Raw genomic sequence first — 12,876 nt, 5'->3', positions numbered from 1 at the left:
TCACTGGTATGCTTCATTGCGGAACGCATCTGTTGCGACAATCAGGAAATGCGAAGGCATGGACCCATCCTTCGGGCGGATATTGGTCAGGAAAGGCCGGACGATATCGGCCACCACCTGCCAGCGGTAATAGACGCGTAGCATGTTGATCGTGCTCGGCCCTCCCGGTGCAAACCGGAACGCGGAAACATCGAGATCGAAGAACTGGCCGTTCGGCGTCAAGGGGATGGTTTTGGGAATATCGGCAAAAGTATTGAAGCTGCGAAGATCGATATAGAGCTTTTGCGGTGTCTTGATCTCCTCTGGAGAGCAGGTGATCAGGATCGACACTTCGTCGCAAAACAGCTTTCTGAAATCTTCCTGACTGATGGAGCTGGAAATCTGTCCCGTCCTCAACTGACGCGCCAACCGGTCCGTTGCATTCGTGACCAGTTGTTCGCCCATCATCGCCAGAAAAGTCTCGATGATGGCAAAGACCAACAGAAAATAGGGAACGGCCAGAATGGCGAACTCTATGGCCGCCGAACCTTTGCGTGAACGCGCAAATCGTCTGGCCAACAACATTTTCGGAGACAATGCCTGCATTGCGCTTTTTCAATCTTCATGACGGGAAAGCATGTCTGCCCGAGAGCTTTGTGCCCATGAAGTGTATGGCGGCTTCGTTTACATTTTGTTGCTGGAAAACCTCGCATTTCCAATATTGTATGATTTTTGAGCGCAATCCACGCCTTCGGAGATCATATCAGTGATTTGGGAAATAATATAAATATTGCCAAGACCGACCATTTACGGGATATTTGATCAATAGAAAGTTTGACCGGAGACAATGCCAGCGTGTGATGTCTCCCCCATCGTTTCGGAGAGAATATTGGCCAGCCTCAGTGAACCCGTCGATGGCGGTGCGAAAGAAAAGCCTCAAAGCGGTCGCACAGGCGGATCGCTGGTCAGTCAGACCGCAAACGCGTTGCGCCAGACCATTCTGTCCGGCCAGTACAAGCCGGGAGACAAGCTGCCGAGTGAAGCGGGCCTGACGGAGCTTTATAAAGTCAGCCGCACGGTCGTGCGCGAGGCCGTTGCAGCGCTCAGAGCAGACAGACTGGTCGAGGCACGTCATGGTGCGGGCATTTTCGTTCTGGAACTTCCCACCCAGCAGCCGCAGCCGTTTCAGGATGTCGATCATGATCGGATTTCTTCCATCATCGAACTTCTGGAATTACGGGCAGCCGTCGAAACCGAGGCCGCCGAACTTGCCGCCGTGCGCAGATCGCCCGCACAGGAAGAGGCGATCATCCGCTGTCTATCCTCCGTTCAGGCCTGCATCGATACGAGCGTCCCAACCGCAGAGGCGGATTTCAAGCTTCATCTGGCCATTGCTGACGCTACCAACAATCCGCGCTTCCGCGAGTTTCTGGAGGTGATGGGTCAGAATATCATTCCAAGAGCAGCGTTGCGTGCCTCCCAATCTGAGAAGACGGCAGCCCCTTATTTGCAACAGCTTCAAAATGAGCATAACGCCATCGTGCACGCGATTTCGGATGGGGATTCAACGGCTGCGCGCGAGGCCATGCGTCAGCACCTGAAGGGCAGCCAGCAGCGTTATCGCGCGATGCTGCGTCAGGGCGACCGATAGTCTCCGGTAGACCGTTTCCCTGTTCAATGGAAGCCCTCTAGCACATCCACACTGAAAGGTTTTTCATGGCGATCGTCAGAACATTTGATGGCGACAAACCTCGCATGGTGATGCCCAAGGGTGCCATCGATACCCAGATGCACATGTATCTTCCTGGGTTTCCCGCGTTGGAGGGCGGCCCGCCGGTGCCGGGGGGAACACCAGGCCCTGAGGAATACCGCCGTCTGATGAACTGGCTCGGCATTGAGCGCGTCGTCATTACCCAGGGCAACGCCCACCAGCGCGATAACGGCAACCTGATCGCCAGTCTGCGGGCCATGGGGAACGTTGCCAAAGGTGTCGCCGTCGTGACCCGGCAAACGCCGCTCGACGCGATCCAGGAGATGATCGATGTCGGTGTCATTGGCGCCCGCATCATGGATTTGCCCGGTGGCGCGGTCGATCTCACGCATCTGGAAGAGGTCGACAGCATCGCCCAAGAGCTGGGCTGGTGCATTGCCGTGCAATTCGACGGCTCCCATATTCTCGACCACGAAGAGCGTCTGGCAGCCGTCAAGAGCCGCTGGATTTTTGACCACCACGGCAAGTTCTTCGCCGGGGTTACGCCCGATAGTCCGCAGATATCTGCGCTGAAGCGTCTGATCGACAAGGGCAATTGCTGGTTCAAATTTGCCGGATGCTATGAATCCAGCCGCTCCGGTGGACCCGAGTTTGACGATATCGCCGCCGTTGCCCGCGTCATCGCGGCCCATGCACCGGATCGCATCATATGGGGCACCAACTGGCCCCATAACAACGCCAAGACGACTGCAGACTATCCAAACGATGCGGATTTGCTGGGCAGGGTTCTGTCATGGCTTCCTTCGCAAGAGGCGCGCAGAAAAGCGCTGGTGACCAACCCGGAAGAATTGTTCGGTTTCGACCCCGTGTGAACCGAAATGCAAAAAGCCCGGCATGACCGGGCTTTTCAATCGTCACTCCACGAACGAGCGTTATTCGCTGTCGGCGTTATAAAGGACGTCAAGCGTCGGGATCGACGTGATGTTGAAGCCGCCATCGACGTAGTGACATTCGCCCGTCACGCCGCGTGACAGGTTCGACAGAAGATAGAGCGCCGAGCCGCCAATGTCTTCGATGTCAGGCGTGCGGCGCATCGGCGCGTTCTTCTGGTTCCACGAGAAGATGGCGCGGGCATCCGAGATACCGGCACCGGCCAATGTGCGCACGGGACCTGCGGAGATGGCGTTGACGCGAATCCCCTTGGGACCGTAATCGGCAGCCAGATACCGAACGGATGCTTCTAGCGCCGCCTTTGCGACACCCATGACATTGTAATTGGGGATGACGCGCTGCGAGCCGTTATAGGTCAAGGTCAGCATCGAGCCGCCATCGGTCATCAACGCGGCCGCACGCTTGGCGATTTCCGTAAACGAGAAGCAGGAAATGACCATCGTCCGGCTGAAGTTTTCGCGAGTCGTGTTGGCGTAGAGGCCTTTCAACTCGTTCTTGTCGGAAAAGCCGATGGCGTGAACGACGAAATCAAGAGACCCCCAGCGTTCGCGCATCGCGTCGAACAGGGCATCGACGGAGGCCAGATCTTCCACGTCGCAGGGGACGATGAAATCGGAGCCGACGTCCGCCGCAAGCGGCTTGACGCGCTTTCCCAGCGCTTCGCCCTGATACGTGAAAGCAAGCTCCGCCCCTTGGGCGGCCAACGCCTTGGCGATGCCCCAGGCGATGGAGTGGTTGTTCGCGACCCCCATGATGAGGCCGCGTTTTCCCTGCATGATGCCATTCATAGGCAATTATCCGTTGTAACGCTGGAAGACGAGCGTGGCATTGGTGCCGCCGAAGCCGAAGGAGTTCGACAGGACCGTATCGATTTTGGCATCATCGATGCGTTCACGAACGATGGGCACCCCTTCGAATTCGGGATCGAGCGTATCGATATGGGCGCTTTTGCCGATGAAGCGTTCCTGCATCATCAACAGACCATAAATGGATTCCTGCACGCCTGCGGCACCCAGCGAGTGACCCGTCAGCGACTTGGTCGACTGCACATGCGGGATTTTCGCGCCAAACACTTCGCGGATCGCGCCGATTTCCTTGCTGTCGCCGACAGGTGTGGACGTGCCGTGGGTGTTGATGTAGTCGACCTCACCCTTCACGGTTGCCAGCGCCTGACGCATGCAACGAATGGCGCCTTCGCCCGACGGTGCAACCATGTCGTAACCATCGGATGTTGCGCCGTAACCGACGATCTCGGCATAAATCTTGGCGCCGCGTGCCTTGGCATGCTCCAGTTCTTCCAGAACCAGAACGCCCGCACCGCCAGCGATGACGAAGCCGTCACGGTTGGCATCGTATGCGCGGGACGCGGTGGATGGATTGTCGTTGTACTTGGACGACATCGCGCCCATGGCGTCGAACAGGTTCGACATCGACCAGTCCAGATCTTCATGGCCGCCTGCAAACATCACGTCCTGCTTGCCCCACTGAATCATTTCGGTGGCATTGCCGATGCAGTGTGCCGAGGTCGAGCAGGCAGACGAGATGGAGTAGTTGACGCCGTGAATCTTGAACCAGGTCGCCAGCGTGGCGGATGCCGTGGACGACATCGCCTTCGGCACGGCGAACGGGCCGATGCGCTTGGGGCTTTTGTTCTTCAGCGTGATGTCGGAGGCCTCAACGATGGTCCGGGTCGAAGGACCGCCCGAACCCATGATGATGCCGGTGCGTTCATTGCCGCTGATGACGCTCTCTTCGAGACCGGAATCGGCAATCGCCTGCTTCATGGCGACATGGTTCCACGCGCCGCCCTGGGACAGGAAGCGCATCGCGCGACGGTCAACCAGGTCGGTGGGGTCGAGAGACGGTTTGCCCCAGACCTGGCATTTGAAGCCATGCTCGGCAAAATCCGGCGAGAATGAAATTCCCGACTTCGCATCTCTCAGGGACGCCGTGACCTCTGCAGCGTCGCTGCCGATCGATGAAACAATACCGAGGCCGGTGACTACAACTCTTCTCATGAAGTTGACCTTTTCTGTGTTTGCCGCGCGATGGGTTCTGGTTCCGAGTGGCATTGGCCACCCGTCACCGAACGATCAGGGGGTCAGGCGGTCTTTTCCTTGGACAGACCGACACGCAGGTCCGACGCTTGATAAATGGTTTCGCCATCGGCTTTCAGCCAGCCATCGGCCGTACCGAGAACGAGGCGACCGCGCATGACGCGCTTGAAATCGATGCCGTATTGCAAAAGCTTGGTTTCAGGGCGAACCATCCCCTTGAACTTCACTTCCCCGGTGGAAAGGGCCATACCGCGACCTTCTTCACCCAGCCAGCCAAGGAAAAAGCCGGTCAGCTGCCACATGCCATCGAGACCGAGGCAGCCAGGCATGATCGGGTTGCCCTGAAAGTGGCAGGGGAAATACCAGTCATCCGGCGACACGTCGTATTCGGCACGGATGAAACCCTTGTCGTGGGCGCCACCGGTTTCGGAGATTTCGGTGATACGGTGAACCATGAGCATGGGAGGCAGAGGAAGCTGCGCATTGCCGGGGCCAAACAGTTCGCCACGTCCACAAGACAGAATTTCCTCGTAATTGTAGCTCGATTGCCTCGTTGCCATGTCGTATCCATTTCCCCGTTTACACGCTTTGAAAGACTTCTCTAGAACAAGTTAGGTTGAAAATGAAGCGCCACAAGGGCAACTTACATGTCTGGTTGCTCATGCTTTGACCGAAGCCCGCCTAAACATGGCGCCCGCATACAGGAAGCGTAAGGCCTGAACCAGAGGAAATTTGCAAAAATCCCCGCTTTACAGCTAATTGCGGGACGGCGTTCTACCGGAATCTATTGAAACCCGGGCGCGTAAAAGTTATATGCTTATGGAATTGGGTTTATTCTACCGGTTTTGAGGCCGCGTTTTATGACATTTGACGCCACATTGGATATCGGAACGAGATTGCGCCGCTTTGGCCTTCGCCCCACACGTCAGCGTGTAGCCTTGGGCGATCTGCTATTCGCCAAGGGTGACCGGCACCTGACAGTCGAGGAATTGCACGACGAGGCCGTCAATGCCGGTGTGCCGATTTCGCTCGCCACCGTCTACAATACCCTGCATCAATTTACGGAAGCCGGCATCATTCGCGTTCTCGCCGTTGAAGGCGCCAAGACCTATTTTGACACCAACGTATCGGATCATCACCACTTCTTCGTCGAAGGTGAGAACGAGGTGCTCGATATTCCCGTCAACAATCTGGAGATCGGCAATCTGCCGGAACCGCCAGAGGGCATGGAAATCGCCCATGTGGACGTGGTGATCCGCCTTCGCCGCAAGCGCGGCTAAAGGCCTATCTCAGGGTCGCAAGTCTAGGGATCGAACGTCAGTTCGACGGGCCGTCATTAAAGCCCACCTCATCCACCAGTTCTGATGCTTCCTTCCGGTGTGCGGCGATTTCAGTCAGTGACAGGCTGTCCGGCTTGATCGGGCCAAAATTCTTCACGACGTCGGATGGTTGCGCGCCTGGCAGCACCGGATATTCGAAGACCTGTTTGGCATAGATTTCCTGGGCTTCGCCGGATGCCAGAAATTCCATCAGCTTCAAGGCATTGTCCCTGTTGGGCGCGTATTTCGTCATCGCAACGCCGGAGATGTTGACGTGGGTGCCGCGATCCTGCGCATTCGGGAAGATGACGCGCACCGCATTGCCCCAGACCTTTTCCTCAGGCTCCTGTTCGTTGGTCAGCATCAGCCCGACATAATAGGTGTTGCCCACTGCGATGTCGCATTCACCGGAATAGATGGATTTCGCCTGGCTGCGATCGGTGCCATCGGGCTTGCGGGCTAGATTGTTCTTCAGGCCTGTGAGCCATGTGCGCGTATAATCCAACCCGTGATGGGCAATCATGGATGCAAACAGCGCGATATTGTAGGAGTGCTGGCCATCGCGAATGCAGATCTTGCCTTTCCATTTCGGATCGGCAAGCTCCTCATAGGTGATATCCTTCGGGCTGACGCGGTCTTTCGAGGCGTAGACGACGCGGCCTCGCGTGGTCAGGCCGAACCATTCGCCTTCCGGGTCACGAAGATTGGCGGGAATGTCCTTTTCGATCACAGGATCGTTCAGGACCGGTTGCGTCACCTTGCCTTCCTTGGCCTCCACAAGGCGGGCAATATCGACCGTCAGTAGAATGTCGGCTGGTGAATTCACGCCTTCCGCCTGGATGCGCTCGACCAGACCCTTGTCCAGAAACAGCACATTGGCCTCGATGCCGGTCTCCTTGGTGAAGGCATCGAGCAGCGGCTGAATGAGCTCAGGCTGGCGATAGGAGTAGACGTTGACTTCGCCACCCGCGACAGCTGTGGACATTCCGCAACCGATAACCGATGTCGTGGCTGCAATTGCACAAAATATCGACTTCACGCTTGCCATGGGGCACGCCTCCGGTAGATTAGATTCTTGAGTTGTTTGTTCATGAATCACAGCAGGCGGTCAACAGGACAATTGAAGGATCGGAAATCTCTCGGAGATTTTTTCATTTCTGGAATTGTTCTAAAGTAAAATAACGACTATATGACTCCACATTACTGGAGTTAGGAGATCAGCATGCGTTTGACCAAACAGACCAACTATGCCGTCCGCATGTTGATGTATTGCGCCGCCAATGACGGCAACCTCAGCCGCATCCCGGAAATCGCCAAGGCTTACGGTGTCTCCGAACTGTTCCTGTTCAAGATTTTGCAGCCGCTCAACAAGGCCGGCCTGGTTGAGACGGTGCGTGGTCGCAATGGCGGCGTCAAGCTCGGCAAGCCCGCCGACAAGATCAGCCTGTTCGATGTCGTCAAGGTGACGGAAGACAGCTTTGCCATGGCGGAGTGCTTCGAAGACGGCGCCGTGGAGTGCCCGCTGGTGGATAGCTGTGGTCTGAACTCGGCGCTGCGCAAGGCGCTCAACGCCTTCTTCGACGTCCTGACCCAATATTCCATCGACGATCTCGTCAAGGCTCGTCCACAGATCAGCTTCCTGCTCGGTCTCGAAGACACCATGGCCAAGCGCCGTCCGCCGCGCGTCGTGGCAGCGGCCCCGGCGGCCTGAGCCTAAAGCTTCCCTGGCGAGATTTTTCAACCCGCGGACATCGTTCGCGGGTTTTCTGTTTTTAGGCCACGTGCGGTTGACGGTTGCGCTTTAAAAGGCACAGTTGCATCTCGATAGCCTCACCGTCCGATTCTCTCCCGCCGATCGCCTTCCCGTAAGCATGATGACCAAGCCAGACCTCCACAGCTTTTTCCTCACGGCCCTCATCGGCAGCATCGGCGCTCTGGTCGCATCTCTGATCGGACTGCCCGCGCCGTTTCTCTGTGGACCGGCGCTTGCCGTTACGCTGGCGGGTTTGTCGGGGCTGCGCCTTTCCGTGCCGCAAATGCTGCGCAACGCCACCTTCGTCGTCGTCGGCATTTCCATGGGAACGAGCGTGACGCCGGAGGTAATCGATGCCGCCAAGGCCTGGCCGCTCAGCTTTGTCGCCGTTCTGGCAACCGTCGTTCTTCTGCTCTACGTCGCCTATTGGATTTTGCATTTCGGTTTTGGCTATGACCGCACCACGGCCATGCTGGGCGCATCACCGGGCCATCTCAGCTATATCATCAGCCTGACGGCAGAAACGAAGAGCGATCTGGCCACTGTCAGCGTCATCCAGAGCGTACGCGTTCTTGCCCTGACGCTCGCCGTGCCGGTCATCGTCGAGTATCTCGATCTGATCAGCATCGAACCTTTGATCCTGGCGCCGCCGATGCCACCGATGGTGCTGGCTTTGACGGTGCTGGCATCACTTGCTGTCGGGTGGCTTTTCATGCGCTGGCGCTTTCCCGCAGCCCTGCTGCTCGGTGGCGTTGCCGTTTCCATCGGCATTCACATCACCGGACTGACGAGCGGCGGCGTACCAGGCTGGCTCAGCCAGCCGACCTATATCATTCTGGGCAGCCTCATCGGCACGCGGTTCACCCGCTCTTCGCTTCGCGACATGAAAATGGCCTTCGTGGCGGGCGGTGTCGTGACCGTGGCTGTGATGTTGCTGGCCTGTCTTGCCGCAGTTGTGGTATCCAGAATTACCGGCGTTCCGCTCAATGCGGTGATGATCGCCTTTGCGCCGGGCGGTCTCGAAACCATGGCCGCCATGGCAATCATGATGCACGCAGACACTGCCTATGTCGGTGCCCATCACGTTCTGCGCCTGCTGTTTCTCTCCGTTCTCATGCCGCTCGTCATGGGCAAGGACGCGCGCAGAAAATCGGACTGAGACGACACAGCGCTTCCTGCATTAGGCAATGCGTATAAATCGCGATCCCGCATGCAACCTTTCGATCTCTTTTTCGTTACCGCCACATGACTTGGAGACCGTCGCAAACGCCTTGCGCACAGACGATTTCCTGAAATTTCCCCGTATCCTGTTGGAGATGCTTGATGAAGCGTTTGATGAAACTCACCGGCGCAGGATTTGCGCTCGCACTTTATGCATCCATAGCACAGGCGCAGGTCGTCGTTTCATCCAAGATCGATACGGAGGGCTCCGTCCTCGGCAACATCATCATGACGGTGCTGAGCAAGAACGACATCGAAACCACCGACCGCATTCAGCTCGGCGCTACCCCCGTTGTGCGCAAGGCGATCACGGCGGGCGAAATCGACATCTATCCCGAATACACAGGCAATGCCGCCTATTTCTTCGAAAAGGCGGAAGACCCTCTCTGGAAAGATGCGGCAAAGGCCTATGAAGAAGCCAAGACATTGGACTTCAACGCCAACAAGATCGTCTGGCTGACACCGTCTCCCGCCAACAACACCTGGGGCATCGCCGTTCGCAAGGATGTTGCAGAGAAGAACAGTCTGAAAACGCTGAGTGACTTCGGCAAATATATCGCCGGTGGCGGCCAGGTCGTGCTGGCTGCTTCCTCCGAGTTCGTGAACTCTGCCGCAGCCCTTCCCGCATTTCAAAAGACCTACGGCTTCACACTGAAGGCCGATCAGCTGATCACGCTTGCCGGTGGTGATACCTCCGCGACGATTGCTGCGGCTGCCAACCAGACCAACAATGTCAACGCAGCCATGGTTTATGGAACCGACGGCGGCATCGCGCCATCTGGTCTCGTCGTTCTGGAGGACGACAAGAACGTACAGCCGGTTTACCAGCCAGCGCCGGTCGTGCGCGAAGAGGTCTTGAAAAAGCACCCTGAGATCGAAACCCTATTGAAGCCGGTCTTCGAAAAGCTCGACCTGACCACACTTCAGGAGCTGAACGGTCGTGTGCAGGTGGGCGGTGAGCAGGCGAAGACTGTTGCCCTGGACTTCCTGACGAAAAACGGCTTCGTGAAATAAGGGGCTGCTTTGCAACGCGCCTCGCACTGGCCCCTCCCACAATACGATAAGGTCGGAGCGCTGATTGCGGCGCTCCTCGCCTATGCCCTTCTTGCTCTTCCATTCGCAACCTCTAGGGCAAACCGTATCGTTCCGGGCGAAGTGCGTAGCGTTCTGGACGCCCTGCCTCCAGCATGGGCCTACGCGCTCTACGCACTGGTCGGCATCACGATCTGCGTCACCTTTTTTCGAAATGATACGCGGCTGCGGCTTGGTCTCGCACTGGTGGGTCTTGTCGCCTTGGCGCTCGCCATCGGTAGCGCCGCATCCCATCTGACGCCCGCTGGCAACAGCTATGCACGGGTATCTCCCGCCAGCGGCTTTTGGCTGCTGGCATCGGGCTTGATCCTGATGGCAACGGACGCCATCGCGCGGCTCAATCCTCGCCCTGCAACACGCATATTGCTGCTTTTCCTTGCGCTGAGTGTGGTTGCCGCCACGCTCATATCCGGGCAATGGGACGCGCTGTCGGTCATGAAGGAATATGAAAACAGGCGGGACATCTTCTGGACGGAGGCCGGGCGTCACATCCAGCTTGCAATCGGCTCACTGTTTGCCGCGACACTCGTCGGCATTCCCCTGGGCATTCTCTGCTACAAGGTCGAGCGTCTGCGCGCGGGCGTGTTGAACAGTCTCAACATCGTACAGACCATTCCCTCCATCGCGCTGTTTGGTCTTTTGATCGCCCCGTTGGGCTGGGTTGCTGCCAATATTCCCGGTGCATCCGAAATTGGCATTCGCGGCATTGGAATGGCGCCCGCATTCGTGGCGTTGTTTTTATACTCACTTCTGCCCGTCGTTTCCAACACCGTCGTGGGGCTGAATGGCGTCTCGAATGCCGTGCGGGAAGCAGCACGCGGGCTTGGCATGACGGCTGTGCAAAGGCTCTTCAAAATCGACTTTCCGCTGGCCCTGCCCATCATACTCACCGGCATTCGCATCGTGCTCGTCCAGAATATCGGGCTCGCGACGATAGCCGCGCTGATCGGCGGTGGCGGGTTTGGCGTCTTCGTGTTTCAGGGTATCGGCCAGACGGCCATGGATCTGGTTTTGCTCGGCACCATCCCGACAGTCATTCTGGGCTTTACCGCCGCCATCCTTCTGGACGCCGTCATCGAGAGCAATCTCTTCAACAGGGGAAGCAGGGCATGATCGAGGTCGACCATCTGACCAAGGACTATGACGGCACAAGGGTGGTGGACGATGTGTCGATGGTAATCGATGCCCGCAGCATCACTGTGATCGTCGGCACATCCGGTTCCGGCAAGACGACGCTGTTGCGCATGATCAACCGGCTGGTCGAACCCTCCTCCGGCATCATTCGCATCGATGGACAGAATATTCTCGACATGCCCGGACACACGCTGCGCCGCAGCATCGGCTATGCCATCCAGGGACACGGTCTGTTTCCGCACCGGACGGTAGCGCAAAACATTGCTACCGTGCCGGAACTGCTGGGCTGGGACCGCGCCCGGATCGACGCGAAGGTCAGCGAGCTGCTCGATCTCTTTCAGCTCGACCCCGCGCAATACGCCGACCGCTTTCCCGCGGCCCTGTCGGGCGGGCAGCAACAGCGCGTGGGCGTTGCCCGCGCCCTTGCGGCAGAGCCGAACATTCTTTTGATGGACGAACCCTTCGGCGCGCTCGATCCGATCATCCGCGCCAAGGCGCAGGACGATCTTCTCGCCATTCAGAAAAAGCTTGGCGTCACAATCGTTCTCGTGACCCACGATATGGACGAGGCGTTCCATCTGGCCGACCGCATCGCCGTCATGGATAGAGGCAAAATCGTTCAATATGGCGAGCCCGCCGAACTGGTGCTGAAACCGGCAACGGAATTCGTGCGCACGATGATCGGGGAGCGCGAGCGGCCACTCAGGTTGCTGTCCGTCGCGACAGTCGGGGACATCGTCGAACCCGGCCAGTCCGACGGAGAACCGCTTCTGGCGGGGACCAGTCAGCGTGATGCCCTGTCCGCCATGCTGTGGACCGGACGCGAAACGCTGCCCGTCATGGACGCCGATGGCACCATGACAGGCCTAGTCCGCCGCGAGGTGTTGATACAGAACGCGGCCGGTTCCGCATGACGATAAAGCTGGGGCCTCTTCTGCTGGCAGTTCTCGTCTTCGTGCTCCTCGCCTTTCTGGTGAGGCCGGAGATGTTCGAGCCCGTGTTTCGGCCTCTCGCGCAGCCCAATGCACCCGCCATCTATATTCAGGCCAATCTTCTGTCTCTGACCCTATCGCACTTGAAGACCGTCGCGATTGCCACGGGCACCGCGGTGCTGATCGCCGGCACGCTTGCCATTCTGGTCACGCGCCCCTTCGGGCGTGAATTTCTTCCGCTCTCACGCAGCATCGTCAATATCGGCCAGACCTTTCCACCGGTCGCCGTGCTGGCGCTGGCCGTGCCGATCATGGGGTTCGGGGAAAAGCCGACATTGATTGCGCTTTTTCTCTATGCCCTCCTGCCCATCTTCGAAAACACGGTGACGGGTCTGACCACGCTTCCCAACGCCATTCTGGAAGCAGCGCGTGGCACCGGCATGACAGATGCGCAGCGGCTGTGGCGGGTGGAGCTGCCGCTCGCGCTTCCGGCCATTCTTGCGGGCATCAGGCTTTCCGCCGTCATCAGCCTGTCAACGGCGACCATCGGCTCGACAGTGGCGGCCACGACACTGGGAGAGGTCATTATTGCCGGGCTGCAATCCAACAACCTCGCCTTCATTTTGCAGGGTGGCATGATCGTGGCAGCCCTTGCCGTGCTCATCCATAGCGGGCTATCCATGCTGGAAGCCAAGGCTGCGCGACGAGCAGGCTACTGATCGTCGCG

At 58.0% G+C, this 12,876-nt stretch carries 14 protein-coding genes; 9 read left to right on the top strand and 5 right to left on the bottom strand.

The window, feature by feature from the left end:
• Positions 1–564, bottom strand: a complete 564-nt coding sequence (locus RMR21_RS00485) for a TadE/TadG family type IV pilus assembly protein (protein ID WP_498670194.1) — start codon at positions 562–564, stop codon at positions 1–3.
• A gap of 304 nt (positions 565–868) precedes the next feature.
• Between RMR21_RS00485 and RMR21_RS00480 the strand changes: the two genes are divergently transcribed.
• Together RMR21_RS00480 and RMR21_RS00475 are read left to right on the top strand one after the other, a co-directional pair.
• A complete protein-coding gene (locus RMR21_RS00480; protein ID WP_498668797.1) occupies positions 869–1,630 on the top strand; it encodes a FadR/GntR family transcriptional regulator in 762 nt (253 codons plus the stop codon).
• Positions 1,631–1,695: 65 nt separating this feature from the next.
• Entirely contained in the window at positions 1,696–2,562 is an 867-nt protein-coding gene (locus tag RMR21_RS00475) for an amidohydrolase family protein (RefSeq protein WP_498668796.1), read from the top strand.
• A 60-nt stretch (positions 2,563–2,622) separates the two neighbouring features.
• On the opposite strand, the gene fabI is transcribed toward RMR21_RS00475, so the two are convergent.
• From fabI to fabA, 3 genes are all read right to left on the bottom strand, one after another.
• Positions 2,623–3,429, bottom strand: coding sequence for an enoyl-ACP reductase FabI (gene fabI / locus RMR21_RS00470; RefSeq protein WP_498668795.1), 807 nt, complete (start codon positions 3,427–3,429; stop codon positions 2,623–2,625).
• 6 nt (positions 3,430–3,435) lie between these two features.
• Positions 3,436–4,659: a beta-ketoacyl-ACP synthase I gene (gene fabB, locus RMR21_RS00465; protein ID WP_498668794.1), complete on the bottom strand. Its 1,224-nt coding sequence runs from the start codon at positions 4,657–4,659 to the stop codon at positions 3,436–3,438.
• Positions 4,660–4,742: 83 nt separating this feature from the next.
• Positions 4,743–5,258, bottom strand: coding sequence for a 3-hydroxyacyl-[acyl-carrier-protein] dehydratase FabA (gene fabA / locus RMR21_RS00460; protein WP_045230086.1), 516 nt, complete (start codon positions 5,256–5,258; stop codon positions 4,743–4,745).
• A gap of 300 nt (positions 5,259–5,558) precedes the next feature.
• On the opposite strand from fabA, the gene irrA reads away from it, so the two are divergent.
• Entirely contained in the window at positions 5,559–5,978 is a 420-nt protein-coding gene (gene irrA / locus RMR21_RS00455) for an iron response transcriptional regulator IrrA (RefSeq protein ID WP_045230087.1), read from the top strand.
• A gap of 37 nt (positions 5,979–6,015) precedes the next feature.
• On the opposite strand, the gene RMR21_RS00450 is transcribed toward irrA, so the two are convergent.
• Positions 6,016–7,065, bottom strand: a complete 1,050-nt coding sequence (locus RMR21_RS00450) for a Fe(3+) ABC transporter substrate-binding protein (RefSeq protein WP_498668793.1) — start codon at positions 7,063–7,065, stop codon at positions 6,016–6,018.
• Between the two features lie 174 nt (positions 7,066–7,239).
• Here RMR21_RS00450 and rirA point away from each other — a divergent pair, with 174 nt between their 5' ends.
• The 6 genes from rirA to RMR21_RS00420 all read left to right on the top strand — a co-directional run bounded on the left by rirA (position 7,240) and on the right by RMR21_RS00420 (position 12,868).
• On the top strand, positions 7,240–7,728 hold the full coding sequence (gene rirA / locus RMR21_RS00445; RefSeq protein ID WP_498668792.1) for an iron-responsive transcriptional regulator RirA: 489 nt from the start codon (positions 7,240–7,242) through the stop codon (positions 7,726–7,728).
• 160 nt (positions 7,729–7,888) lie between these two features.
• On the top strand, positions 7,889–8,929 hold the full coding sequence (locus RMR21_RS00440; protein WP_498668791.1) for an AbrB family transcriptional regulator: 1,041 nt from the start codon (positions 7,889–7,891) through the stop codon (positions 8,927–8,929).
• 164 nt (positions 8,930–9,093) lie between these two features.
• On the top strand, positions 9,094–10,005 hold the full coding sequence (gene osmF, locus RMR21_RS00435; protein ID WP_498668790.1) for a glycine betaine ABC transporter substrate-binding protein OsmF: 912 nt from the start codon (positions 9,094–9,096) through the stop codon (positions 10,003–10,005).
• A gap of 9 nt (positions 10,006–10,014) precedes the next feature.
• A complete protein-coding gene (locus RMR21_RS00430; RefSeq protein WP_498668789.1) occupies positions 10,015–11,196 on the top strand; it encodes an ABC transporter permease in 1,182 nt (393 codons plus the stop codon).
• Positions 11,193–12,131, top strand: a complete 939-nt coding sequence (locus RMR21_RS00425) for an ABC transporter ATP-binding protein (protein ID WP_498668788.1) — start codon at positions 11,193–11,195, stop codon at positions 12,129–12,131. The genes RMR21_RS00430 and RMR21_RS00425 overlap by 4 nt, the downstream gene beginning before the upstream one ends.
• On the top strand, positions 12,128–12,868 hold the full coding sequence (locus RMR21_RS00420; protein ID WP_498668787.1) for an ABC transporter permease: 741 nt from the start codon (positions 12,128–12,130) through the stop codon (positions 12,866–12,868). The genes RMR21_RS00425 and RMR21_RS00420 overlap by 4 nt, the downstream gene beginning before the upstream one ends.
• The last annotated feature ends 8 nt before the right edge of the window (positions 12,869–12,876 follow it).

The organism is Agrobacterium sp. rho-8.1 (assembly GCF_033957725.1).
Taxonomy (GTDB): Bacteria; Pseudomonadota; Alphaproteobacteria; order Rhizobiales; family Rhizobiaceae; genus Agrobacterium.
The sequence above is the reverse complement of the archived record's forward strand: the minus strand, read 5'-3'. Positions and strand labels throughout refer to the sequence as shown.

What these genes read in the sequence shown, in the direction of transcription:
- RMR21_RS00425 (WP_498668788.1), top strand. Translation starts at nt 11,193, where the DNA reads ATGATCGAGGTCGACCATCTGACCAAGGACTATGACGGCACAAGGGTG.
- fabI (WP_498668795.1), bottom strand. Translation starts at nt 3,429, where the DNA reads ATGAATGGCATCATGCAGGGAAAACGCGGCCTCATCATGGGGGTCGCG.
- rirA (WP_498668792.1), top strand. Translation starts at nt 7,240, where the DNA reads ATGCGTTTGACCAAACAGACCAACTATGCCGTCCGCATGTTGATGTAT.
- RMR21_RS00450 (WP_498668793.1), bottom strand. Translation starts at nt 7,065, where the DNA reads ATGGCAAGCGTGAAGTCGATATTTTGTGCAATTGCAGCCACGACATCG.
- osmF (WP_498668790.1), top strand. Translation starts at nt 9,094, where the DNA reads ATGAAGCGTTTGATGAAACTCACCGGCGCAGGATTTGCGCTCGCACTT.
- RMR21_RS00420 (WP_498668787.1), top strand. Translation starts at nt 12,128, where the DNA reads ATGACGATAAAGCTGGGGCCTCTTCTGCTGGCAGTTCTCGTCTTCGTG.
- fabA (WP_045230086.1), bottom strand. Translation starts at nt 5,258, where the DNA reads ATGGCAACGAGGCAATCGAGCTACAATTACGAGGAAATTCTGTCTTGT.
- irrA (WP_045230087.1), top strand. Translation starts at nt 5,559, where the DNA reads ATGACATTTGACGCCACATTGGATATCGGAACGAGATTGCGCCGCTTT.
- RMR21_RS00440 (WP_498668791.1), top strand. Translation starts at nt 7,889, where the DNA reads ATGATGACCAAGCCAGACCTCCACAGCTTTTTCCTCACGGCCCTCATC.
- fabB (WP_498668794.1), bottom strand. Translation starts at nt 4,659, where the DNA reads ATGAGAAGAGTTGTAGTCACCGGCCTCGGTATTGTTTCATCGATCGGC.
- RMR21_RS00485 (WP_498670194.1), bottom strand. Translation starts at nt 564, where the DNA reads ATGTTGTTGGCCAGACGATTTGCGCGTTCACGCAAAGGTTCGGCGGCC.
- RMR21_RS00475 (WP_498668796.1), top strand. Translation starts at nt 1,696, where the DNA reads ATGGCGATCGTCAGAACATTTGATGGCGACAAACCTCGCATGGTGATG.